The sequence below is a fragment of the Mesorhizobium qingshengii genome (assembly GCF_900103325.1).
Taxonomy (GTDB): domain Bacteria; phylum Pseudomonadota; class Alphaproteobacteria; order Rhizobiales; family Rhizobiaceae; genus Mesorhizobium; species Mesorhizobium qingshengii.
In genome coordinates this window covers 1-23,133 of sequence record NZ_FMXM01000003.1, presented here as the reverse complement: position 1 = coordinate 23,133, position 23,133 = coordinate 1, and the positions used below count along the sequence as shown (strand labels likewise).

Genomic DNA, 23,133 nt, shown 5'->3' with positions numbered 1-23,133 from the left:
CTGATCCAGCGTGCTCCACCTGGAAAGAATCCGGATTATCTCCACTCACGCCAGTTTGGCCAGCAGCTTCATGAAAGTGGCGATCTCCTTGGCCGAGAGCGGCGCCAGCGTTTCCTGGGTGATCTCGCGGGCCAGCGGGATCAGGCGCTCGACCGCGTCGCGGCCCTCGGCGGTCAGGTTGACCAGCAAGCGCCTTTTGTCGACCTCATGCTTGGAGAGCTCGACCAGGCCGCGCGCCTTCAGCCGGTCGATGACGCCCTTCACCGTCGCCGCATCCATGGCGATCAGCGTGCCGAGCTGGTTCTGCGAGGTCTCGCCGACGTCGCGCAGCTTGGCGAGCGCCGCGAATTGCGGCGGCGTCAGATCGGCGATACGCGCGGCGAAGATCGAGACATGGCGCTGATGCGCCTTGCGCAGGATGAAGCCGACCTGCTCCTGCAGGCGATAGTCGTTTTCGTCAGGCTCTTCGGCCTCGACCAGCTTGAGCAGATTATCCTCGCCGCTCACCGCAGCCCGTCCCAGGCCTTGATATCCTTGGCCGCCAGGCCGCCCATGCGGTCATGCACGCGCGGGCCGCAGGTCATGGCGAGGCAGAACAGGATCTCGTCGGGGCGCGGGCCATCGCTGATGCCGACTTCCATGGCGTCGAAATGGCTGCGCACATAGGCGGCGTTGATGTGGCCGAGCGGCACGTCTAGCTTCGAGCCGAAGGCGCCGACCTTCTTCGCCGACGGTACGATCGCCTTGGCGTCGCCGAGCCGCTCGCGCATGGCGTATCCGCCCGGCACATGCCAGAGCGCGCCGTGCTCCAGTTCACCTGATGTGCCGACAATGGCACCCTTGCCGTAACCATCGATCTGTTTCACGTCGCCGCCGAGGGCCGCGATCAGCCGGTCGGCGAGCAGCAGCCCGAGCGGCTTCAGGTCATCCATGGCGCTCTGCAAGTCCTCGACATAGCGCCCTGCGAACGGGTTCTTGACCAATGCCATCGCGGCGGCGCGCCGGCGCGGCACCTTGGCCACCGGCCCGCCCTCGTGAAAGATCTCTTCGGTCAGCACCGCGATCTTGCGGATCGGAAACTCAGGCATGGGTTACTTCCTTCCCTGGGATTTTGTTGGGCGCGGCGAGTGCAACGGAGCCGCTGATGCGGGCCTCACCGCCAAGAAACAGCGCCGATCCGGCAATCAGCCCGCGCCGGCGAAAATCTTCGGCGACGGCAAGGCCATTGTCCAGCGCCCGCACCACCTCGCCAAATGCAAGTGTTCCGACGGCCTGTGTCACCAAGCGCGGGCCGAGATCGCTGTCGGGCGACAGTTCGTGTGCGGGAACGCGCCTGATGGCGGGATTGCCGGGCAGGTCGACGGCGTTGGCAATGAGCGTCGCTGCCGCATCGGCCTCGGCGCCAGTCCGCGCGAGAACGGTGACGGCGTCGGCAATGCCAAGTGAGAAGGAGCGGCCACGCCAGCCGCTGGTTGCAACGCCGCGAACGCCATCTTCTGAGCGAATGGTGATCCGGTCCGCCATGCCGTTGCCGGTGCCGGCAATCGCCAGACCCATCGACTGGCCCCTGCCGATATGGAGAGCGCTGTCGCCGCCATTATTGACATAGGCGCGATCGAGCTTGCGACCGGCAAGCAGCGCGGCGAGCATTTCGTCGGCTACCGATCCAGCAACGGCCGCCATTGGTGTTATGAAGCATTCCGCCAAGGGCATTACGGCTGCTTCCATGCGGCGCGCCGTCGGCCCGGCGAAGGTACGCGGCGCCAAGAAAAACGCCGGGAGTCGCAATTCGGGAAGCTCCTCGACCAACTCGATCAGGATCGTCTGGAAGCGCGCAACCGCCTGCTCATAGGCCAGGCGGCATTCGTGCGCCTCGCCAAAAGCCTCGACGATCAGGTCGATTGGCCCGTGGTTGAGATGCAGCCGCTTGCCGTCCTGCAGCCAGTGCGCTTGCGGGCCGTTCATCATCCGGCCCCGTTCGTCGGCGTGCGGTGCAATTGCGCAAGTGGCGGCCATGGATTGCCGGCCACAGCATCCGTGCCGCGGCGTGGATTGAGATATTCGCCACCCTTGGCAACGATATCGTCGACGCTGCGGATCTCGGCCTCGTAACCGCCGAGCCTGATGTAGTCGTCGCGGCGCAGTGTGAATTCGATCGGTGCCACCAGCGCCGGGGTCGGCACATAGCCGAAAGCGCCTTCCGGCACCCGGGTGACATCCACCATCAGCGTGATGCCGCCGCCCGGCCAGACATAGACCGGCGCGCCGCCGACCGTCACATAGGTGGTCAAGCCTTGCACTGAACGGGTGAGATTGACCGGGTTCTCGGTGACGCCGGCGCGCAGCGAGCCGCCGGCGCCGCCGATGAACAACACGGTGCACAGCGCCGGCTCGCAATTCTCCTCGATCAGTCCGACGGACTTTTGCAGCCGCTCCGGAAACGGCTTCCGCTCCGGCTTCAACTCATCGTCGAGCTCGTAATAGGCGAACTGCTCGCCGGTAGTCGAGACCATCAGCAGCGACAGGCCCGGCCGCGCACCCTTCTTGGCATTCCACTCGCCGAGGATCGACAGCGGGTCGGATATGCTGGTGCCGCCCCAGCCGAGGCCGGGCTCGGATACCTTGAAATAGCGGCCAGGTGTAGAACGGCGGCCGATGATCTTGATCCCGGTATCCTGCCAGCCCAGCACCTTGCCGGCCTGATGCTCGGAAACGACGCCGGTGATGTGGTCGTCGACCACCACCACCTCGTCGACGAGGCCGCGCCATTGCGTGGCGAACATGCCGATGGTCGCCGAGCCGCAACCGACGCGCATACGGTGTTCCTGCTTGCCGTCGATGACGGGTGGCTTGCCGGCTTCGACGATGATGGTGGCACCGCCGTCGATGGCGAGTTCCACCGGCTTGCGGTTGCACAGATTGAGCAGCGCGTCGCAGGTGGCGCGGCCTTCCGCCTTGGAGCCGCCGGTGAGATGGTGCACGCCGCCCAGCGACAGCATCTGCGAACCATATTCGCCCGTGGTGACATGGCCAATCGCCTCGCCCTGCGATCGCACGACAGCCGTTTCGGGTCCGATATGACGATCGGTGTCGATCTTCACCTTGACGCCGCAGTAGGAGAAGATGCCCTCGGTGACGACAGTGACGAGATCGACGCCTTCGACCTCCTGGCTGACGATGAAGGGGGCCGGCTTGTAGTCGGGATAGGTGGTGCCCGCACCGATGGCGGTGACGAAGCGGCGGCCGGTGTTGACCAGTTCGCCATCCCATGCCTCGCCCTCGGCGACGAACGGCACCACGGCGGCGCCGGTCTCCGCTGCATGGTCGAGGATGGTCAGCGGGTCCATCCGCACGATCCTGCCGCCGACATTGCCGTAGCGGTCGCAGGCGCCGGTGCGGCCATCGGCGATGTAGCACATCACCGGGCAGGCATCGCAGCGGATCTTCTCCGCCACCAGCTTCTCGCCAGGATCATGTGTTTCGAAGCGTTCGGCAAGCTCGCTCATCGGCGTGCCTCCTTGTCGCGCATGGCGGCGCGGATACGCGTCGGCGTCGCCGGAACCTTGGTGACCAGGACGCCGGTGGCGTGCCTGATGGCGTTGAGGATCGCCGGTGCCGTCGGGATCAGCACATGCTCGCCCAGGCCCTTGGCGCCGAACGGACCTTCCGGGTCGGGAACCTCGATCAGGATCGTCTCGATCGGCGGCACGTCGCCGATGGTCGGAATGAGATAGTCGTGCAAGTTCTCGGTGCGACCGGGAATGTACTCTTCCATCAGCGCCATGCCGATGCCTTGCGCGATGCCGCCTTCGATCTGGCCCTCGACCAGCAGCGGGTTGATCGCTTTGCCGACATCGTGCGCGGCGGTGATCTTGATCAGCTTCACCGTGCCGAGCTTGAGGTCGACTTCCAGCTCGGCGATCTGCGCGCCGTAGCCGTAGACCGCATAAGGCTTGCCCTGGCCCTTGGCATCGAGCGGCAGTGTCGGCGGATCGTACGTCTCCTCGGCGCGGAAGACGAAGCCATCGGCATCCTCGTCAAGAGCGGCAAGCTCGATGCGGCGGGCGGCGTCACCCTCGCGGATGACGATCGCCGAGCCGTCCAGCTGCAGGGACGCCTTCCCGGACACATTGGCAAAGCGCAGAATCTTTTCGCGCAAGGCGCGGCCGGCCTTCTCGGCCGCCTTGCCGGTGACGAAGGTCTGGCGCGAGGCCGATGTCTTGCCGGCATCGGGGGTGATCGCCGTGTCGGCGCTCCTCAGCCGGAATTTTTCCAGCGGCAGGCCAAGCGCGTCGGCGCAGATCTGGGCTATCACCGTATTGGAGCCCTGGCCGATATCGACGGCGCCCTGATGCAGTACAATGTCGCCGGACAGCGAGATGCCGACCCTGATGGTCGACGGGTTGGGCAGCGAGGTGTTGCCGCAGCCATACCAGCAGGAAGCGATACCAACGCCGCGCCTTTTATTTACATTAGCCATATTGAATGTATCTGCATCGGCGTTGGCTCGCGCCCAATGCGGCCGCAAGGATTCGAGGCATTCGGCGATGCCGACACCGGAGTCCAGCCGCTGCCCGGTAACCGTTTCGGAGCCGTTCCGAAGGCAGTTCTTCAAGCGAAAGTCGAGCCGGTCCATGCCGAGCTTGCCGGCCAGTTCGTCGTAGAGCGTTTCCTGCATGATCGTCGCTTGCGGCACGCCGAAGCCGCGGAAGGCGCCGGAAATCGGCCCATGCGTGTGGATGGCACGGCCCTCGGCGCGGTAGTTGGGCGTCGCATAGGGGCCGGAAGCATGCACCGGCACGCGGTTGGCGACGGTCGGGCCCCAGCTGGCATAGGCGCCGGTGTTGAAATCGCCGGCAAAGATCATGCTGGTGACATGGCCGTCGGCGTCGGCGCCGATGGTCGCCTTCATCTCCGAGGGATGGCGCTTCGTGGTCGACATCATTGATTCGTTGCGGGTGTAGGCCAGCGCCGCCGGGCGGCCGGTCTTCAGCGCCACCAGTCCGATCAGCGGCTGCAGCGAGACGTCGAGCTTCGAACCAAAGCCGCCGCCCGTCGCGGTCGGCACGATGCGCACCTTGTCGGCGGCAAGGCCGAGCACCTTGGCGGTGTCGTCGCGGTCCATGTAGGGTGCCTGGGTGCAGGCAACGACGACCAGCGTGTCGCCGTCCAGATATGCATAGCCGGCTTCCGGTTCGATATAGGCATGCTCGACATAGGAGGTTTCGATCGCACCGGACACGGTGACGGCAGCGCCGGCAAGCGCCGCCTCGGGTTCGCCGCGCTCGACGAAGCCCGAGGTGAGCAGGTTCGCCGGGCGGCTCTCATGGATCAGCTTGGCACCGCTGGCCTGCGCTTCGCAGGGCTGCAGGAGATGCGGCAATTCGGTCCAGCGGACCGGGAAGTCCGACAGGTCCAGATCGAGCATGGCCTCGCGCTCGCCGGCAACCAGCGCCACTGCTTCACCACGAAGGCGCGCAAACCCTTCGGCCAGCGTCGGCTGGTCGGCGAACGGGCCGATGACGCCGAAACAGTTCTTTCCCGGAATATCGGCCGCGGTGAACACACCGGCGATGCCTGGATGCTGCTTCGCCCAGCCTTCGAGATCGCCGAAGGCGAAGCTGGCGTGATAATGCGGCGAGCGGACCACCAGCACGGCCAGCGCATCGGCGGGGAAGGAATCGCCGCCGAATTTTTCACCACCAGTGACCTTCGGCACGCCGTCGAGCCGGACCGGAGAGGAGCCGATCGCGTGGCCGGATTGGGGCAAGCGGAAATCGAGGCCGGCTGCCTGCAATGAGGCATCCATCACCGCCGCGATGATCTTCCGGTAGCCGGTGCAGCGGCAGAGAATGCCGCCCAGCGCATCCTGCACCTCGGTCTCGGTCGGGTTGGGATTCTTGTCCAGCAGCGCAGTCGCTGCAACGAGCAGGGCCGGCGTGCAGATGCCGCATTGCGCGGCGCCATGGGCGAGGAACGAGGCCTGCAACGCCGACAGCCGGCCATTGGCGAGCCCCTCGACGGTCGTAATCGCCGTCTCCGCGGCGGAAGCCGCCGACATCAGGCAGGCGCAGACGGGATCGCCGTCGACCAGCACCGTGCAGGCGCCGCAATCACCGGCGTCGCAACCGACCTTGGTGCCGGTCAACCGCAATTCGTCACGCAGCACGGAAGACAGCCGGCGCAGCGGCGGCACGTTGACCGAGATGGCGGCGCCATTGACCTCGAAGGCGATGTCGACGCGATCCATGGCCATGCCAGGCTGAGCTTTGCTCATGCCGCCACTGCCTTGTCGCCGGTCATCTGTCCAGTGGCCGTGAGCACGGCGCGGGCAACGATCTCGCGCACCGCATCGAGCCGGTATTCGGCGCTGCCGCGCACATCGGCGATCGGCGACAGTTCAGCCATCGGCGCGGACAGGACCGCATCGGCGAGCGACGGGCCGACAGCCAGCCCGCGCAAGGCGGCCTCGACGCCGGCAAGCCGCTTGGCCACCACGGAGCAGGAACCAGCGGCGACGGCCGCTTCCGTCACGGCGCCATTCTCCACGACCAGACGTGCTGCCACCATGGCGATGGAAATGACGAGATAGCGCCGCGCGCCGAGCTTGACGAAAGCCGACATGCCGGAGGCGGCAGGCTTAGGGACGCGGATTGCCGTGACCATCTCGCTCGCCTGCAGGGCAGTGCGGCGATTGCCGAGAACGAACTCCCGCAGCGGCAGGTGGCGGGTCGCCGCTGCTGAACGCAGTTCGACCTCGGCATCGAGCGTCAGCAGGCCCGGCACGCCATCGGCGGCCGGCGAGGCGTTGCAGAGATTGCCGGCGACCGAAGCGACGTTCTGGATCTGCGCCGAGCCAACCTCGCGCGCCGCCTGTTTCAGCGCATCGAAAGCCGGCGGCAAGGGATGGCGAATGATGTCGGTCCAGGTCGTGCGCGCGCCGATGACCCAGTGGCTGCCGGTCTCGGCGATGCCGCGCAGCGCGGCCAGGCCATTGATGTCGAGGACACTGTCACGGAAGGGCTTGCTGCCCTGTGCCGGATAGAAATCGGTGCCGCCGGCAAGGATACGCCAGGCGCCCTCGCCGAGTAGGGCGAGCGCCTCGTCGACCGTGGTGGGTTTCGCGTAACGGATCACGCTTTACCTTCCAGAAAAGAGGGCCTTCCAGAAATGGGTGTTTCGAAAGACCTTGCCAGCATCGGAACTGGCCAAATTCATTCGTATGCAAATGATATCAAGCCGGCGGGAATTGTCAAAGCCGGAGTTTGCGGCCGCTCGCCCGCCACGTATTTGTTATGCCGCCAGAGGTTGACGCAGCCGGCCATCTGGTCAAGTTTCTGCGTCCGGTCGCGTCACCGGCATTTTTGTCACTGAAGCGCACTCCCGCGACAACCAAGAGGAAGCCCCATGGCCGACGAAGCGCTTGTTGTCATCGACCTGCAGAACGACTTTTGCCCGGGTGGCGCGCTGGCGGTTGCCGGTGGCGACGAGATCGTGCCGCTGGTCAACGATCTGATCCGGCGATCCGACCATGTCGTGCTGACGCAGGACTGGCATCCCGCCGGCCATTCGAGCTTTGCCTCCAGCCATCCAGGCTCGCAGCCCTTTACGACGATCGAGATGCCCTACGGCCAGCAGACGCTGTGGCCGGATCATTGCATCCAGGGCAGTATCGGCTCGGATTTCCATTCCGGCCTCGCCTGGACCAAGGCCGAGCTTGTCATCCGCAAGGGATTTCGGTCGGAGATCGACAGCTATTCGGCCTTCTTCGAGAACGACCGGACGACGCCGACCGGCCTTGCCGGCTATCTGCGCGAGCGCGGCATCGACAGGCTGACACTGGTCGGCCTGGCGACCGACTTCTGCGTTGGCTTTTCAGCGCTGGACGCCGCCAAACAGGGGTTCAAAATAACCGTCCGCCTCGATGCCTGCCGTGGCATCGATCTCAACGGCTCCGTCGGGGCGATGCTGCAGCGCATGCGCGACGCCGGCGTGACGCTCGAAGACCATTTGTCGGACTGAACGGACAGTGGGGCGTCGGGGGAGCTTTTTGTGGATCACGGGGGTAGTGGCGGGCGCTGCGATCGCCGTCGCGCTGCTGTTTCCAGCACAGGCTTTCGCGGCAGAGGAACACGGGCTGCCCGGCGCCTCGATGTCGCTGTGGTGGGCGCTGCCCTTTGCCGGCCTGCTCTTGTCGATTGCCACGGGGCCGCTGCTGTTCCACCATGTCTGGGAGCATCACTACGGCAAGATCACGGCGCTCTGGGCAGCGCTGGTGGTGGTGCCGCTGGTCGCGGCCTTCGGCGTTCCCGCTGCCGCCGAAGCCGTGCTGCATACCCTGCTTACCGAATATATGTCGTTCATCATCCTGCTGTTCGCGCTGTTCACCATTTCGGGCGGCATCCTCCTTGCCGGCAACATCCATGGCACGCCGCTGGTCAATGCCGGACTGCTGCTGGTCGGCGGCATTCTCGCCTCCATCATCGGAACGACCGGCGCCTCGATGATCCTGATCCGGCCGATCCTGCGCGCCAACGACAACCGGCGGTTCAATGCCCATGTCGTCATCTTCTTCATTTTCCTGGTGTCCAACATTGGCGGCTCGCTGACGCCCTTGGGCGACCCACCGCTGTTCGTCGGCTTTCTGCGCGGCGTCGACTTTTTCTGGACAACGGCGAACCTCTGGCGCGAGACGCTGTTCGTCAGCGGGGTGGTGCTGATCGTCTTCCTGGCGATCGACAGCATCCTGCATCACCGCGAGGCCGGCGCGCCGAAGATCAAGGACCCGACGCCGGACAAAACGGTGCGCCTGCGGGGGCTGCCCAACATCCCGCTCCTTGCCGGTGTGATCGGTGCGATCCTGCTGTCGGCAAGCTGGAAGCCGGGCGTGAGCTTCTCCATACTCGGCGTCAGCCTCGAGCTGCAGAACCTGGCGCGCGACGCCATCATCCTGGCGCTCGCCTTCCTTTCGCTCGCCGTGTCGCGCAAGAGCCACCGGGAGGCGAACGGCTTCAACTGGGGCCCGATATCGGAAGTTGCGAAACTGTTTGCTGGCATCTTCATCTGCATCGTGCCGGTCGTCGCCATCCTCAGGGCAGGCCACGAAGGCGCATTGGCGCCCTTGGTCGCGCTGGTCACTTCGCCAACTGGCCAACCCAACGACCTCGCCTATTTCTGGCTGACCGGAGCGCTGTCGTCCTTCCTCGACAACGCGCCGACCTACCTGGTGTTCTTCGAACTCGCCGGCGGCGATCCACGGCATCTGATGACGGAAGCCGCCCCGACATTGGCGGCGATCTCGGCCGGCGCCGTGTTCATGGGCGCCAACACCTACATCGGCAACGCACCCAACTTCATGGTCTATGCCATTGCCAGGCATCGTGGCGTGAAAATGCCGGGCTTCTTCGGCTACATGGCGTGGTCTGGCCTCGTGCTGATCCCGACCTTCTTGATCGCCGGATTCCTGTTCTTCGGGTGAACCTCACCCGACGCCGACATAGCGGCGGACAGCGGACGGATCGGCGCGCAGTTGCTCGACATCGACCGTCTCGCGGTTGCGGCCATTCTCGATGAAACACACGCGGTCGGCGACGGACAACACCGCATCGACACGCTGCTCGACCAGGATGGTGGAGACGCCCATGCCGCGCAGCTTCGCCACCGTCTCGCGGATCTTGGAGATCATCGATGGCATCAGCCCTTCGGTCGGCTCGTCGAGCAGCAGCACCCGCGGCTCGAGGCAGAGCGCGCGCGCCATCGCCAGCATCTGCTGCTCGCCGCCGGACAGCGTGCCGGAGCGCTGCCGGAGCCGCTGGCGCAGCAGCGGGAAGAGGTCGAGCACGGTCTCGCGCGTCGCCTTGCCCTTGCCGCGCGCCATTAGCCCGATCTCGATGTTTTCCGCCACCGTCATCTCGGCGAACAGCCGCCGGCCTTGCGGCACATAGGCGACGCCGGCCTTCGGCACTTCATGCGCCGGCAGTCCGGTCAACTCCTGGCCGTCGAGCCTGATCGAGCCGGCCCTGACCGGAACCAGTCCCATGATCGCCTTCAGCGTCGTCGTCTTGCCGGCGCCGTTGCGGCCGAACAGGCACAGCACCTCGCCCTTGTTCAGCACGAGGTCGAGACCGTAGAGCACCTGGACCTCGCCATAGAAGCAGTCCAGTTCCGAGATCACCAGCGCCTCGGGCTTTGTCTCCGCCTTGTTTGTTTCGGTCATGGGGCGGTCCCCAGATAGGCCTCCTGCACCGCTGCGTTCTCGCGGATCGCTTCCGGCGTGCCTTCGGCCAGGATCTTCCCGGCGTTGAAGACGGTGATGCGGTCGGCCAGATGCATGACCACAGGCATGTTGTGTTCGATCAGCAGCACGGTGGCGTTTTTGGCGATCTCGCGCACCAGGGTGATGAAATTGTCGATCTCGCCGTCGGCCAGCCCTTGCGTCGGCTCGTCGAGGATCAGCAGGCGCGGTTTCAGTGCAAGGCCCATAGCCACTTCCAACAGGCGCTGATGGCCATAGGACAATTGTCCGGCCGGCATGGCGGCTTGGTCGGCAAGGCCGGTGCGTTCGAGCGCCGCCATGACGGCGGCCTGTATCGCGCTCTTGGAAGGGCCATGCCGCAGCGTCAGTTGCGCGGGCAGCGCGACGTTGGCGTAAACGGACAGGTTGGCATAGACGCTGGTGATCTGGAACGTGTAGGCGATGCCCTGGCGGACCCGGGCATAGGCCGGCTGGCTGGTGATGTCGGCGCCGTCGAAGACGATCATGCCGGAAGAGGGCTGGATACGGCCGCTGATCAGGCTGACAAAGGTGGTCTTGCCGGCGCCGTTGGGGCCGATGACGGCGCGGATCTCGCCCGGCATCAAGGTGAAATCGACATTGTCGACGGCGCGCAGGCCGCCGAAATTGCGCGACAGGCCCTTGGTGATCAAAAGCGGCATCATGGCAGCCACCCGAGCCAGCGCTGACGGATGCTGCCGAGAATGCCCTTGGGGAAAAACAGCACCAGCAGGATCAGTGCGATGCCGACGATCAGCAGATAGGCGGAGGTGTAGCCGCTGGTGATGTCGATGACATAGTACATGAACAGCGTGCCGATCAGCGGCCCGAGCGTGGTGGCGGCGCCGCCGAGCAGCACCCACAGCAGCGGCAGGATCGAGTATTGCACCGAGGCGAAGCTCGATCCGACATAGCCGAACAGCAGCGCGTAGGCAGCGCCCGAGGCGGCGCAGATAGTGCCGGAGACGACGACGGCCGCGAGCTTGTTGGAGAAGGTGTCGTAGCCGAGCATCTTCGTCCGCTCCTCGTTCTCGCGGATGGCGACCAGCACGCGGCCATATCTGGAGCGCACGATGGCAAGCGTGATCAGCAGCATGAGCGAGAACAGCGCCAGCGCTGTCATGTAGCGCACGGTCGGGTTGGTGAGGTCAAGCGCGGTCGCGCCGAAAGTGAGGACACGCGCCGGCTGCGGCACGACCATGCCCTGGTCGCCACCGGTCCACGCCGCGAAGTAGAGGACGAGGAGGTAAAAGACCTGCGCGAACATCATGGTGACGATCATGAAGGCGACGCCCGTGGTGCGCAACGCCAGCAGCGCAATGACCAGGGCCAGAACCGCGCCGCAGGCAATCCCGCTGAGCATTGCCGCCGGCACGCTCCAGCCGAGCTGGATGACGGCAAGGCCGGCACCGTAGAGCCCGGCGCCGAAGAACATGGCATGGCCAAGGCTGAGCAGGCCGACATAGCCGAACAAGATGTTGTAGCCCATGGCGAAGACCGCCAGCACCATGATGCGGGCGAGCAGGCCGTGATAATAGTCCGGCAGCAGGAAGCTCAGCAGGAAGAGCAGCGCGATGACGCCGAGATGCAGCGCATAGGCCTTTGCCGGCGAAGCTTCGCTCATCGCGATACCGTCCCGAACAGGCCCTGCGGCCGGAACACCAGCACCATGGCGACGAGCAGCGTGGCGATGATCTTGGCCAGTGTCGGCGAGAAGAACATTGAGATGATGCCGTCGGACAGGCCGATCAGCACGGCGGCGACGACGGTGCCGCGCAGCGAGCCGAGACCGCCGATGATGACGACGATGAAGGACAGGAGCAGCGGATCCTGCCCCATCAGGTAATGCGCCTGGCTAATCGGCACGATCAGCACAGCGGCGACAGCCGCCAGCATGGCGCCGAGCGCGAAGACGCCACCATAGACGCGGTCGACCGGAATGCCGAAGGCCTGCGCCGTCTCGCTGTCATACTGCGTGGCGCGCATGATGAGGCCGATCTTGGTCCGGGTCAGCACCAGCCATGTCGCGATCAGCAGCAGGGCGGAGGCGGCGATAACAGACAGTTTGTAGCCGGAATAGCCGAACCACGGCAAAAGGATGCGGTAGCTGAACGGTGGCTCTACCGGCCGCGCCTCCGGACCGTAGAAGGTCAGCGCCAGCTGCTGGATGATGTAGAGCATGCCGATGGTGGCAACGATGGTGGCTTCCGGATTGTAGTTGAGCCGGCGCAGCACCAGCTGTTCGGCGATCAGTGCAATGGTGCCGACGATCAGCGGCGCAATCACCAGCGCCGCCAGGAAGCCGAGTGCCGGGTGGCCGCCGATCGCCGTGGTGATCGCCCAGGCCAGCACCGCGCCAAGCATGAAGAACTCGCCATGCGCGACGTTGACGACCCGCATCACGCCGAACACCAGTGACAGGCCAAGCGCCGTCAGCGCCAGCACGGCCGAGGTGACGAGGCCTTCGAGGGCGGCGAGGAGGAGGTGGGGTCCGAAGTGCATTCAGGGCGCCCTTTACCCTCCCCCTTGTGGGGAGGGTGACCGCGCAGCGGTCGGGTGGGGGAATGGGGCATGGGCCGTCGCGGCCCCACCCCGTCTCATAGGCTTCGCAAGATGCGAAGCCTATTCGCCGACCCTCCCCACAAGGAGGAGGGTGAGGCGCCTCACAGCGCCTGCGTCGTATAATCGCCCTCGGCCTCGTAGAGCCCGTCCTCGATCTTGGTCTTGTGGACGACCTTCAGCTTGCCGCCTTCGACCTTGGAGATGTTCTGGATGCCGAAACACTGGTGGATCTTGCCGTTGAAGGTCTTTGGTCCCTGCGGATGCTCGGGCCCCTCGGCGAACTCGGTCAGTGCCTCCGTCGCCTCGACCAGCTTGGCGCGATCTTCCGGCCCCTTGTAGCCGGCGTCTTCCATCGCCTTCTTGACGACGTAGAGCGTCTCCCAGCAGCCGAACATGTGCGAGGCGGTGGAGATATCCTTGGGATCGCCGACGGCGGCGCCATTGTCGTCGATGCCGACGGCGGCGCGGTAGGCCTTCTGCGCGGCGGAATCGTCAGGCTGCGCATAGCGCGGCGAGCCTTCCCAGAAATGACTGCCGTCGAGGAATTCCAGCCCGGGGCTGTTGATGTCGGTGGCCTCGAGCGAATCCATGAAGCCGAACAGTTGCGGCCGGTTGGAGCCGTAGAACTCGCCGAGCTCCTTGACGAAGGTCAGCACCGCCGGGCCGACCATGACGTGGTAGAGCACCTCGGTCTCGGCCGGGATCTGCGGGAAATATTTGGTGAAGGAGGATTCCGTCGGCGGGATGGCGATCTGGGCGATGACGTCGGCGCCTTGCGCCTTCAGCGCCGGCGGCAGGTAGTCGCGATGGTCGTAGCCGAAGGCGAAATCCGGGAAGATCATGGTGACCTTCTTGCCGACATTGCCCGCGATCCACGGCGCCATCGCCTGGATCTGGCTCTTCACGTCGGTGATGCCGGGCTGGAAGACATAGCGGTTCAGCTTGGTCGAGGCGACATGGTGGCCTTCGCTGACGACAAAGTAGGGGATCTTGGCCTCGCCGGCGGCGGGCGCGGAGCCGATGACGACGTGAGAGAACAGCGTGCCGAAGACGATGTCGGTCTTGTGCTGGGTGGCGAACTTGCCGACCACCTCGGCACCACGGCCGGGATCGGTGCCGTCATCCTCGATGATCACCTCGACCTGGCGGCCATTGATGCCACCGGCTGCGTTGATCGCCTTGATCGCTGCGGCGGTGGTCTTCTCGTACCAGCGGCCATAGGCGGCGCCGATACCGGTGCGGTGCGACTGGAAGCCGATCTTGATCGGCGCCGAGCTCTGCGCCTGCGCGTAGCGGACGAAACCCGGGGCAACAGCAAGGCCGGCGCCTGCGGCCAGTCCCTTCAGCGCCGTGCGGCGGGTGAGGGCAGTCTTGGAGAGGTCGAAAAATCCGTTCTTGTCAGCCATGTTCGTTCCCCTGTTTTTCAATCTTGACCAACGATAAGGCGGCTTCGGCATCCTCGCTCAGAGGGTGCAAAAAATTGCATGTGTACAAACTAAATCACCAAAGCCTTGATGTGGCAAGCGAGCTTTCCCCAACGACATCGGGGCCGCCCTTTTCTCATCCGGCGGTCGGCGTGGCAAGCAACCAGAGGCCGAAGACCGTATAGGCGATCATCAGCACGGTGAGCGGAAACTGGCTGAGTGCGGCACGCGCCGGCATCGGGTGCAACCGTCCGGCGAAACCGTGGGCGACGAGGACGGCGAGCACATGGCCGAGGATGACGGCGCCGGCCTGGAGATTCCACAGCCACCACGCGGAATCCGCGCCGGCAACAATGCCGGCCTCGATCTGCATATCGGCGGTGCCGAACAAGTTCCAGCCCAGCGCGAACGGGTCGGACAGCGCCGCAAGCGCGTATTGGCCGTCGACGAGCAGCGCCGTCAGATAGTGCGCGACATGATAGGCGAGCGCGATCGGCACGATCGACCACACCAGCAGGCCGGCTGCCTTCCCTGGAGTATGTTCGTTGCCTGCAAGTCGCCGGCCGAGCAAGACAGCAAGCATGAACACCGCCGCCAGCAGCACGAAGGTCAGGACAAGACCGAAAGTGCCGCTGCCGATCATGGCGGTGCGGCCGGGGAACTCGAGCGGATTGATACCGAACAGGCCGAGCCAGAAAAAGGTTTTCGACAGGCCGTCGAAGGACACCGACGACAGGGCCAACAACAGAAACGCGATGCCGCTGATCGGCAGCGGCTCGGCGGCGAGTAGTTTGGCGCCCGGCCAGCACAGGCCGAGCCGGCCGGTTTCGTCGCGCTCGACGACGGCGAAGCGCGCCACCATCGAGAAGAAGACTGTCAGGAATTCGCCGCTGCGGCTCCAGTCTCGGTAGCCGAACACCAGCATGGCGAGGAAGGTGAGCAGCCAGTAGAGGCCGGCGTCTGCGGCGAGCCGTGCCGGATCATCGGGGGCCGGATCGACGAGTTCAAACCAGGCAAAGGCGAAAAACAAGATGACGGCCGCCCAGAGGCCGAGCCAGCGGGGAAGGCGCAGTGCCGCGTCATCGCCTGTGCCGAACAGCCGCGAGGCGAGACGCCACGGCCCATACCACGGGTTCAGCCATGACCAGAGATCGCCGAAGACACCTTGCAGCAGCGTGCCACCGGCCCACAGCAGGGTCCAGATCACCAGCGGCAGCGGGTTGGAGAGCGGGTCGCGGCTGCCGAGGACGCCGGCGGCGATCAAAATTGCAAAGCCGGCAAAGGATATCAGGCTGACGGCGGCTCGGGCGCTGTCACCGAGCGCGAAGAGCGGCAGCCGGCGGCGCCAGAAACTCTCAAGCCGATCCGCCGGCAGCAACGCCAGAACGAGGAAACTGACGGCCACCGCGAAGGCGCCGCCGGCCAGATAGTAGCCGGTGGGCAAGAGAAGGACATGGCCACGGTCGGAGGCATGGGCGAAGGCGGGGGTGGGTGAGACGAGCCAGAGAGCCGCAGGCAGTATCGCCAACCCCAGACGACAGCGTTGCGCGAAGGAACTCACGCTATCCAAGATTGCCATCTTGGCTGGCGCACCCATGCCTCAAACCTTGACCAGATGCTCCACGCGGTCCTTCTCACCGAAGATGCCGATATAGCGCTCGATCTCTTTCTCGTCGCCGGTCGCCTTGGCCGGATTGTCGGAAAGCTTGACCGCGGGCCGGCCATTGGCTTCGGTGACCTTGCAGACCAGCGATATGGCGTCCAGTCTGTTGGTCTCGGTCGGCGCGCAGCCCTCGAAATCGTTGGTCAGGTTGGTGCCCCAGCCGAAGGACATGCGCACCTTGCCCTTGAAATGGCGATAGGTCTCCTCGATGGTTTCGACCTCGAGCCCGTCGGAGAAGATCAACAGCTTTTGCCGGGGATCCTTGCCCTTCTCGCGCCACCAGGACAGGATCTTTTCACCGCCTTCGATCGGCGGCGCGCTGTCGGGGCGAAAACCGGTCCAGTCAGCCACCCAGTCCGGCGCGTCGCGCAGGAAGGAGGCGGTGCCGAAGGCATCGGGCAGCACGATCAGCAGATTGCCGCCATAGTAGCGCTGCCAGTCCTGCAGCACCTTGTAGGGCGACTGTTTCAGCTCCTTCTCCGAATTGGCAAGTGCTGCAAACACCATCGGCAGTTCATGCGCATTGGTGCCGAGCGCTTCGAGGTCGTTGTCCATCGCCAAAAGCACGTTGGAGGTACCGGTGAAAGCCTCGCCGATGCCTTCCTTCAACGCCTCGACGCACCAGCGCTGCCACAGGAAGGAATGCCGCCGGCGCGTGCCGAAGTCGGAAATGCGGATGCCGGGCAGCGCCTTCAGCCGCTCGGTCTTGGCCCACATCTTGGCCTTGGCGCGGGCGTAGAGCACATCGAGCGCGAAAGGCCCGAAGGCGCGCATGGCGGCGCGTGAGCGCAATTCGTTGATGATGGCGAGCGCCGGAATCTCCCACAGCGTGGTATACATCCACGGACCGCTGAAGGTGAGCTCGTACTGGCCATCGCGCCTGCAGAGTTCGTATGCGGGCAGCCGGAAATTTTCGAGCCAGGCAAGGAACTCCGGTTCGAAGATCTGCTTGCGGCCATAGAAATTGTTGCCGCCGAGCCAGATCATTTCCTTCTTGGAGAAGCGCAGCGTGCGCGCATGGTCGAGCTGTTCGCGCAGGTCGCCTTCATCGATCTCGTCCGCCAACCGCACCGAAGTGGTGCGGTTGATCAGGGTGAAGGTGGTGTCGACCTTGGGATACATGCCCCAGATCATCTGCAGCATCAAAAGCTTGTAGAAATCGGTGTCGAGCAGGCTGCGCACGATCGGGTCAAGCTTCCAGGTGTGATTGTAGACGCGCCGCGCAATATCGGTCTTAGCCATATCTCAACACCGCCTTCGCTGCCTGCTGTCCACACCGCGACAGGCCTCATAGCATCGAATTGCCCAAAACGCTGCCCGGTTTGAGGCTGGCCCGACAAAAAGAAACGCTTGCATCCGACCGAAGATCATTCGGCGGTCGTCGCGAACCGCGGGTCTGTGTCAGCTCCCGGTTTTGGCGCCGATGACCCTGAGTGCCGGACGCTTTCGGCGGCTGACGATGCGGCCCGCCACCGGCGCGCCGGCGCGGCCGTCATCCTGCGCCTTCTCGGCAAACAGCCAGTCGATGAACACCTGCACGATGGGCGTCGATCTCATCTCGTTGCGGCAGACGACGTAGAAATCGTCGACCGCCGGCACCGACAGGCCGAACGGCGCGACCAGCATGCCTCTGGCCAGCAGCGCGCTTGCCGTCACCGAATCGCCAAGCGCCACGCCATGGCCGTGGACCGCGGCCTCTGTCGCCATCCGGGCATCGCCCAGGTGATGGCGGCGGCCGCGTTCCAGATCCAGCGCATCGGCGGCTGCCAGCCAGGTGTGCCACTCGCGGCCATCGTCGCCATGCAGGAAGACATGGTCGGCGAGATCGCGCACGCTGCGGATCGGGCGGTTGTTGATCAATGTCGGGCTGACCACGGGAAACAGCTCGAGGCCCGACCATTTGCGCATCCAGCAATCGGCCCAGCTGCCGTCGCCATAGTGCACGCAGACATCGATATGCGGCGCCCGGATATCCTTGGGATCGTTGGAGGGATTAAGCGTCAGCTGGATGTCGGGATATTGCGCGGTGAAGCTGCCCAGCCGGGGCGTCATCCACAGCAACAGCAGCGCCGGCACGCAGGATACCGACAGCGCGCCGCTGCTCGCCGGCCTTGTCAACCGCTGGGTGGCGGCCGCGATGCCGTCGAAGGCGGTCGATACGGCCGGCAAGAGTTCGGCGCCATGCGGGGTCAGTTTGACCCGCTGGCCGACACGCTCGAACAGCTTGACGCCGAGCGACTGCTCCAGCGCCTTGATCTGGTGGCTGATGGCGCCGTGGGTGACATTCAGCTCGCTCGCCGCCTTGGTCAGTGAACCATGACGGGCCGTTGCCTCGAAGGCGCGCAACGGATTGAGGGGCGGCAGGCGTTTGGCCATCTTGCTCTCGATAGTTTGTGAGTTTTTCTCACAGAAAACAACCTAACAATATCAATTGATTTTTCAAAGGGGCTGCCCGACACTTTGCCCCGGGAACAGCATCAAGACGTCAGGTCAGCAGGCGGCCGGCGCAACCACGGCGGGATCCGAGACGGATCGAGCCACGCGTCGCCGAAGACCAGATCGCTCCAGTCAAGCAGGGAGAACCAGCATGGGTTACGATCGCGGCAAGCTCGACGCGTTGCGTCGCAAATATGGCGAGAGCCATGGCGGCGAGATGTTCGACCCGAAATTCCGCAAGGTCGCCGACAAGATCTTTTCCAAGTCCGGCACAAGACTGGCGCCCTACTCCGGCATCCCAACCTTCCTTGCCGCGCCCTACCGCGAAATCGCGGCCGAGAACCCGGATTTCGGCGACCTGCAGGTGGCGATGATCGGCGTGCCGATGGATCTCGGCGTCACCAATCGGCCGGGCTCGCGCTTCGGGCCAAGGGCGCTGCGCGCCATCGAGCGCATCGGCCCCTACAATCATGTGCTGGAATGCGCCCCGACCCACGAGCTCAGGGTCGCCGACATCGGCGACACGCCGTTCCGCAGCCGCTACCGGCTGGAGATCAGCCATGAGGATATCGAGCGCCGCACCAACCAGATCGTCGATGCCGGCGTCATTCCGCTTTCGGTTGGCGGCGACCATTCGATCACCCATCCGATCCTGAAAGCCGTCGGCAAGAAGGCCCCGGTCGGGCTGATCCACATCGACGCCCATTGCGACACCAGCGGCCTGTTCGACATGACCAAGTTCCATCATGGCGGTCCATTCCGCAACGCGGTGCTGGACGGCGTGCTCGACCCGACGCGCACCATCCAGATCGGTATCCGCGGCTCGGCCGAATATCTGTGGGAGTTCACCTACGAGTCCGGCATGACCGTGGTCCACGCCGAGGAGGTCACCGGCCTCGGCATTCCCGCCATCATCGAGAAGGCGCGCAAGATCGTCGGCGACGGCCCGACCTATGTCTCCTTCGACATCGACAGTGTCGACCCGGCCTTCGCGCCCGGCACCGGCACGCCGGAAGTCGGCGGGCTGACGACGCGGGAAGTGCTGGAACTGCTGCGCGGCCTGAAGGGCCTCAACATCGTCGGCGGCGACGTCGTCGAAGTGGCGCCGCAATACGACGCCACCACAAACACGGCGCATGCCGCGGCACAGGTGCTGTTCGAGATCCTGAGCCTGATGGTGTTCAGCCCGGCCGTCACCGGCAAGGCAGCCTGATCCTGCCAAAGCAAAGGGCGGCCGCCGCGCTGGAGCCGGCGACCGCCTCAAACAGACAAAGCTTCCAGACAGGGGAATAACAATGACAATCCGCACGACACTCAAATCAACCATCGCCGCCGTCCTGGTGCTGGGCGCCGCCGGCCTCGGCTTCGCCACACAGGCCGCCAACGCCGACGCACTGGCCGACATCACCAAGGCCGGCACCATCAATGTCGGCGTCTTCGCCGATTTTCCGCCCTTCTCCTCGGCCAGCGCCGACATGAGCCTCAAGGGCTACGACATGGACGTCGCGCAATACATTGCCGACACGCTCAAGGTGAAGCTCAATCCCGTCGCCGTCACCGGCCAGAACCGCATCCCTTATCTGAACGACCACCGCGTCGACATCCTGATGAGCGTCGGCTATTCGAAGGAACGTGAGCAGGTCATCGACTTCGCCGCCGCTTACGCGCCCTACTACATCGCGGTGATCGGTCCGGCGGCCCTGACGGTCAAAGGCAAGGAAGACCTTGCCGGCAAGTCGATCGCCGTCAATCGCGGCACGCTCGAGGATACCTCGCTCACCGAGGCGGCACCCGCCTCGGCCGACATCAAGCGCTTCGACAACTACAATTCGGTGATCCAGGCCTTCATCTCCGGCCAGACCCAGCTGATGGTCGTCGGCAACGATGTCGGCGCGCAGGTTCTGGCAAAGCAGGATCAGCTCAAGCCGGAGCAGAAATTCCAGCTTCTGACCTCGCCCTCGCATATCGGTCTCAACAAGAATGAGGACAGCCTCAAGAAGGCGGTCAACGACGCCATCGCCAAGATGCTGGCCGACGGCAAGCTGGACGAAAGCTCAAAAGCCTGGCTGAAGACGCCGCTCAATCCCGACAACCTCAAGGATTGAGTTTCCGTGGCCTTTGCCTGGCTTCCAGGTGCTGCAGGCGACATCGCGCGAGGGGCGGCCACGACGATCCTGTTGATCGCTGTGACCACGCTCGCGGGAACGTTCCTCAGCATCCTGGGTGCGGCGGGACGCCGAAACGGCCCGGTGCTGCTCAAGCGGGCGATCGCCTGGTATGTCGAGATCGTCCGCAACACGCCGTTCCTGGTGCAGCTGTTCTTCATCTTCTTCGGGCTGCCCAGCCTCGGCATCAGGCTCGACCCGATGCTGGCCGCCATGCTGGCGATGACGCTCAACATGGCGGCCTACACCATCGAGATCGTTGGCGCCGGGCTTGACGCCGTCCCTATCGGGCAGACGGAAGCAGCCCTGTCGCTTGGGCTGCGGCCACGCCAGGTGTTCATCAAGATCGTGCTGCCGCAGGCGCTCACGGTGATCTATCCCGCGCTCACCAGCCAGATCGTCATCATGATGCTGGAGTCCGCCGTCGTGTCGCAGATCGCGGTGCGGGAGCTGACCTACGAGGCGGATATGCTGCAGGCACGCACCTTCCGCTCTTTCGAGACCTATCTTGTCGTGACGATGGTCTATCTGGTCCTGTCGATGGCCTTGCGCCGGCTGCTGGTTTCCGGCGGACGCCACGTGCTTGGGGCTGGCGTGTCATGATCGAATTCACCTTCTGGGACATTGTTCGCAACCTGCTGCTTGCCGCCCGCTGGACGGTGCTGTTGTCGCTGGCCGCCTTCATCGGCGGCGGTATCGTCGGCATGATCGTCTTGTTCTTCCGGATCGCCAAGAACACATGGAGCCGGCGCCTCGCCTCCGGCTACATCGCGCTGTTCCAGGGAACGCCGCTGCTCATGCAGCTCTTCCTGATGTTCTTCGGCCTGCCCATGCTCGGCCTGCGCATCGAACCGTGGACGGCGGCGGTGCTCGGCCTCACCTTCTTCGCCAGTGCCTATCTCGCCGAAATCTGGCGCTCCGGCGTCGACGCGCTGCCGCTTGGCCAATGGGACGCCGGCGCCAGCCTCGGCCTGCACTATCTGCAGCAGCTGCGGCTGATCATCCTGCCGCAGGCGTTTTCGATCACCCGCGCGCCGACGGTCGGCTTCCTGGTACAGCTGATCAAGTCGACGGCGCTCACCTCGATCATAGGCTTCGAGGAGTTGGTGCGGACCTCCAACGCCATCAACAACGCCACCTTCGAACCGTTCAAGGTTTACGGCCTGGTGGCGCTGATCTTCTTCGCCATGTGCTTCCCGCTGACGCAATACGCGCGTTCGCTTGAGAAGCGCGCCGCCCATTGAATGGAGTGCATGTTGTGTTGACCAACATCGACGGGACCAAAAACCAGAGAGCGCTCGAATGCCTCCTTTGGATCATTTGATGACGTTGGATGCGTCAGCTTTTGACCAAAAAGCGGACTCTCCCAGGTGAAAGCGCACATGACCGCTTTGCGCCGCATCTCGGCCGTCCAGAGTGGCTTACGGCAATTCCGATAGCTGCCGTTGGAGCGGAAAGAATTAGGGCACGTGCTTGTCGGGGATGGCGTCACTGCGGCGAACTGCCGGCGTGTGAGTTGCATCAGACAAGTGTGCGGAGACATGGCGACCGGTCACGACATCGCGGAGTTCCTCCGCGCCCCACGGGCCAATTCTGTGACCCTCTCCTCCGTCAGCGGCCGTTCTGTCGCGACTTGAACTCGCGACACGTAATCCGAGAGGGGCTAACCGACTGCAAGTCCTATCCCTGTCACAATGATTGCAAGCGCGAAAACAGAACCGAGTAGCCATTCGCATCGTGGACGCTGTTCATGGCGTGCCTCTTCAATGAATATGAAACCACATTGAAGGGACGGGATCTCGGCACCTTGATGCGAGTCAATGGCGCGTCGACTTTGCGGGCTGTTGGCCCGGCTTTGGCTGTATGGGTCTCTCCCTTGACAGGATCGGCAAAGGCAAGATGTGCGTTCACCATCCCAGCGCGAATAACGATAGGTTTCCGCAAAGCACCTTGGCGACGCTCGACTGGCTTCGCCCCACCTCCGAAGCGGCATTGGCACCATGCTAACCGTCAGCCTAGGTAGTTTCCCGTAGGGACAAAACCGAATTTCGCCACCCCCCGATTCGCGCGATTTGTGTGTCACGGATCAACCGGGAAAACAGCCATGCACGCTTACACGGCCTCCAGAACTGCCCTGTCATCGCCTGTGGCATTCGAGCCCACACTGCGGCAACCGCTTAGCTTCTATCCCGCCAGCGCGGAGATCTATGCCCACGGGGAGAAGGCCGGAGCCGTCTATCAGATCGAGTTCGGCGCCGTGCGCGTCTACCGCCTGCTTGCTGACGGCCGACGGCAGATAAGCGCCTTCCACCTGCCTGGAGAGACATTCGGCTTCGAAGCCGACACGACGCACCATTTCTTCGCGGAAGCAATCAATGCCACGGGTGTCCGCGTCTTCCGCGTCACTGCTGGAACGGACATGTCCCGTCAGTTGTTGCCATTGGCGCTCAAGGGCTTGACCAGAGCTCAGGAACACCTGCTGGTCCTCGGTCGTCAGAACGCCATCGAACGTGTCGCCGCCTTCTTGGTCGACATGGCCGAGCGGCAAGGCGGGTTGCGGCAGATCGAACTGCCCATGTCGCGCATGGACATCGGCGACTATCTCGGACT

Annotated in this window: 21 protein-coding genes; 7 read left to right on the top strand and 14 right to left on the bottom strand. The window is 64.4% G+C overall.

Annotated features, from left to right (window positions below):
* Positions 1–45 precede the first annotated feature (45 nt).
* The 6 genes from BLS48_RS03785 to BLS48_RS03760 are packed head-to-tail and all read right to left on the bottom strand — an operon-like array spanning position 46 to position 7,137.
* Positions 46–507 (bottom strand): MarR family winged helix-turn-helix transcriptional regulator, encoded by a 462-nt coding sequence (locus tag BLS48_RS03785; protein ID WP_091575693.1) that lies wholly within the window; start codon positions 505–507, stop codon positions 46–48.
* The gene (locus BLS48_RS03780) at positions 504–1,088 is read right to left on the bottom strand and encodes an amino acid synthesis family protein (RefSeq protein ID WP_091575692.1); all 585 of its coding nucleotides are present in this window, start codon (positions 1,086–1,088) and stop codon (positions 504–506) included. Before BLS48_RS03780 ends, BLS48_RS03785 begins: the two co-directional genes overlap by 4 nt.
* Complete coding sequence (locus BLS48_RS03775; protein WP_091576189.1) at positions 1,081–1,965, bottom strand: UPF0280 family protein; 885 nt, start codon at positions 1,963–1,965, stop codon at positions 1,081–1,083. Before BLS48_RS03775 ends, BLS48_RS03780 begins: the two co-directional genes overlap by 8 nt.
* Positions 1,965–3,506 carry a 6-hydroxynicotinate reductase gene (locus tag BLS48_RS03770; protein WP_091575691.1) on the bottom strand — a complete coding sequence of 514 codons (1,542 nt, stop codon included), beginning with the start codon at positions 3,504–3,506 and terminating at the stop codon, positions 1,965–1,967. Before BLS48_RS03770 ends, BLS48_RS03775 begins: the two co-directional genes overlap by 1 nt.
* Positions 3,503–6,277, bottom strand: a complete 2,775-nt coding sequence (locus tag BLS48_RS03765) for a molybdopterin-dependent oxidoreductase (RefSeq protein WP_244529508.1) — start codon at positions 6,275–6,277, stop codon at positions 3,503–3,505. Before BLS48_RS03765 ends, BLS48_RS03770 begins: the two co-directional genes overlap by 4 nt.
* A complete protein-coding gene (locus BLS48_RS03760; RefSeq protein WP_091575689.1) occupies positions 6,274–7,137 on the bottom strand; it encodes an FAD binding domain-containing protein in 864 nt (287 codons plus the stop codon). Before BLS48_RS03760 ends, BLS48_RS03765 begins: the two co-directional genes overlap by 4 nt.
* Before the next feature lie 270 nt (positions 7,138–7,407).
* On the opposite strand from BLS48_RS03760, the gene pncA reads away from it, so the two are divergent.
* Both pncA and BLS48_RS03750 read left to right on the top strand, forming a co-directional pair.
* Positions 7,408–8,022 (top strand): bifunctional nicotinamidase/pyrazinamidase, encoded by a 615-nt coding sequence (gene pncA / locus BLS48_RS03755; protein ID WP_091575688.1) that lies wholly within the window; start codon positions 7,408–7,410, stop codon positions 8,020–8,022.
* A gap of 46 nt (positions 8,023–8,068) precedes the next feature.
* A complete protein-coding gene (locus tag BLS48_RS03750) occupies positions 8,069–9,478 on the top strand; it encodes a sodium:proton antiporter (RefSeq protein WP_091575687.1) in 1,410 nt (469 codons plus the stop codon).
* 3 nt (positions 9,479–9,481) lie between these two features.
* Here BLS48_RS03750 and BLS48_RS03745 read toward each other — a convergent pair whose 3' ends face one another.
* From BLS48_RS03745 to gcvA, 8 genes are all read right to left on the bottom strand, one after another.
* Positions 9,482–10,216 carry an ABC transporter ATP-binding protein gene (locus BLS48_RS03745; protein WP_091575686.1) on the bottom strand — a complete coding sequence of 245 codons (735 nt, stop codon included), beginning with the start codon at positions 10,214–10,216 and terminating at the stop codon, positions 9,482–9,484.
* Positions 10,213–10,938 carry an ABC transporter ATP-binding protein gene (locus tag BLS48_RS03740; protein ID WP_091576188.1) on the bottom strand — a complete coding sequence of 242 codons (726 nt, stop codon included), beginning with the start codon at positions 10,936–10,938 and terminating at the stop codon, positions 10,213–10,215. Before BLS48_RS03740 ends, BLS48_RS03745 begins: the two co-directional genes overlap by 4 nt.
* Positions 10,935–11,897, bottom strand: a complete 963-nt coding sequence (locus tag BLS48_RS03735) for a branched-chain amino acid ABC transporter permease (RefSeq protein WP_091575685.1) — start codon at positions 11,895–11,897, stop codon at positions 10,935–10,937. The genes BLS48_RS03740 and BLS48_RS03735 overlap by 4 nt, the downstream gene beginning before the upstream one ends.
* Positions 11,894–12,775: a branched-chain amino acid ABC transporter permease gene (locus tag BLS48_RS03730; RefSeq protein WP_091575684.1), complete on the bottom strand. Its 882-nt coding sequence runs from the start codon at positions 12,773–12,775 to the stop codon at positions 11,894–11,896. Before BLS48_RS03730 ends, BLS48_RS03735 begins: the two co-directional genes overlap by 4 nt.
* Before the next feature lie 161 nt (positions 12,776–12,936).
* On the bottom strand, positions 12,937–14,241 hold the full coding sequence (locus BLS48_RS03725) for an ABC transporter substrate-binding protein (RefSeq protein ID WP_091575683.1): 1,305 nt from the start codon (positions 14,239–14,241) through the stop codon (positions 12,937–12,939).
* A 154-nt stretch (positions 14,242–14,395) separates the two neighbouring features.
* Positions 14,396–15,838: a hypothetical protein gene (locus BLS48_RS03720; protein WP_091576187.1), complete on the bottom strand. Its 1,443-nt coding sequence runs from the start codon at positions 15,836–15,838 to the stop codon at positions 14,396–14,398.
* A 21-nt stretch (positions 15,839–15,859) separates the two neighbouring features.
* Positions 15,860–17,164, bottom strand: coding sequence for a nicotinate phosphoribosyltransferase (gene pncB, locus BLS48_RS03715; RefSeq protein WP_091575682.1), 1,305 nt, complete (start codon positions 17,162–17,164; stop codon positions 15,860–15,862).
* Positions 17,165–17,323: 159 nt separating this feature from the next.
* Positions 17,324–18,298 (bottom strand): transcriptional regulator GcvA, encoded by a 975-nt coding sequence (gcvA, locus tag BLS48_RS03710; protein ID WP_091575681.1) that lies wholly within the window; start codon positions 18,296–18,298, stop codon positions 17,324–17,326.
* A 211-nt stretch (positions 18,299–18,509) separates the two neighbouring features.
* Here gcvA and speB point away from each other — a divergent pair, with 211 nt between their 5' ends.
* The 5 genes from speB to BLS48_RS03680 all read left to right on the top strand — a co-directional run.
* Positions 18,510–19,571, top strand: coding sequence for an agmatinase (speB, locus tag BLS48_RS03705; RefSeq protein ID WP_091575680.1), 1,062 nt, complete (start codon positions 18,510–18,512; stop codon positions 19,569–19,571).
* An 82-nt stretch (positions 19,572–19,653) separates the two neighbouring features.
* Positions 19,654–20,463, top strand: a complete 810-nt coding sequence (locus tag BLS48_RS03700; RefSeq protein ID WP_091575679.1) for a transporter substrate-binding domain-containing protein — start codon at positions 19,654–19,656, stop codon at positions 20,461–20,463.
* A gap of 6 nt (positions 20,464–20,469) precedes the next feature.
* Positions 20,470–21,126, top strand: coding sequence for an amino acid ABC transporter permease (locus BLS48_RS03695; protein WP_091575678.1), 657 nt, complete (start codon positions 20,470–20,472; stop codon positions 21,124–21,126).
* Positions 21,123–21,767 (top strand): amino acid ABC transporter permease, encoded by a 645-nt coding sequence (locus BLS48_RS03690; RefSeq protein WP_091575677.1) that lies wholly within the window; start codon positions 21,123–21,125, stop codon positions 21,765–21,767. Before BLS48_RS03695 ends, BLS48_RS03690 begins: the two co-directional genes overlap by 4 nt.
* A gap of 860 nt (positions 21,768–22,627) precedes the next feature.
* A partial coding sequence (locus BLS48_RS03680) for a cyclic nucleotide-binding domain-containing protein (protein WP_091576186.1) occupies positions 22,628–23,133 on the top strand: 506 nt, incomplete at its 3' end.

Bases quoted from the DNA above. Each gene is read 5' to 3' on its own strand.
- BLS48_RS03780 (WP_091575692.1), bottom strand. From the start codon at position 1,088: ATGCCTGAGTTTCCGATCCGCAAGATCGCGGTGCTGACCGAAGAGATC.
- BLS48_RS03775 (WP_091576189.1), bottom strand. From the start codon at position 1,965: ATGAACGGCCCGCAAGCGCACTGGCTGCAGGACGGCAAGCGGCTGCAT.
- BLS48_RS03770 (WP_091575691.1), bottom strand. From the start codon at position 3,506: ATGAGCGAGCTTGCCGAACGCTTCGAAACACATGATCCTGGCGAGAAG.
- BLS48_RS03765 (WP_244529508.1), bottom strand. From the start codon at position 6,277: ATGAGCAAAGCTCAGCCTGGCATGGCCATGGATCGCGTCGACATCGCC.
- pncA (WP_091575688.1), top strand. From the start codon at position 7,408: ATGGCCGACGAAGCGCTTGTTGTCATCGACCTGCAGAACGACTTTTGC.
- BLS48_RS03745 (WP_091575686.1), bottom strand. From the start codon at position 10,216: ATGACCGAAACAAACAAGGCGGAGACAAAGCCCGAGGCGCTGGTGATC.
- BLS48_RS03740 (WP_091576188.1), bottom strand. From the start codon at position 10,938: ATGATGCCGCTTTTGATCACCAAGGGCCTGTCGCGCAATTTCGGCGGC.
- BLS48_RS03735 (WP_091575685.1), bottom strand. From the start codon at position 11,897: ATGAGCGAAGCTTCGCCGGCAAAGGCCTATGCGCTGCATCTCGGCGTC.
- BLS48_RS03730 (WP_091575684.1), bottom strand. From the start codon at position 12,775: ATGCACTTCGGACCCCACCTCCTCCTCGCCGCCCTCGAAGGCCTCGTC.
- BLS48_RS03725 (WP_091575683.1), bottom strand. From the start codon at position 14,241: ATGGCTGACAAGAACGGATTTTTCGACCTCTCCAAGACTGCCCTCACC.
- BLS48_RS03720 (WP_091576187.1), bottom strand. From the start codon at position 15,838: ATGGCAATCTTGGATAGCGTGAGTTCCTTCGCGCAACGCTGTCGTCTG.
- pncB (WP_091575682.1), bottom strand. From the start codon at position 17,164: ATGGCTAAGACCGATATTGCGCGGCGCGTCTACAATCACACCTGGAAG.
- gcvA (WP_091575681.1), bottom strand. From the start codon at position 18,298: ATGGCCAAACGCCTGCCGCCCCTCAATCCGTTGCGCGCCTTCGAGGCA.
- speB (WP_091575680.1), top strand. From the start codon at position 18,510: ATGGGTTACGATCGCGGCAAGCTCGACGCGTTGCGTCGCAAATATGGC.
- BLS48_RS03700 (WP_091575679.1), top strand. From the start codon at position 19,654: ATGACAATCCGCACGACACTCAAATCAACCATCGCCGCCGTCCTGGTG.
- BLS48_RS03690 (WP_091575677.1), top strand. From the start codon at position 21,123: ATGATCGAATTCACCTTCTGGGACATTGTTCGCAACCTGCTGCTTGCC.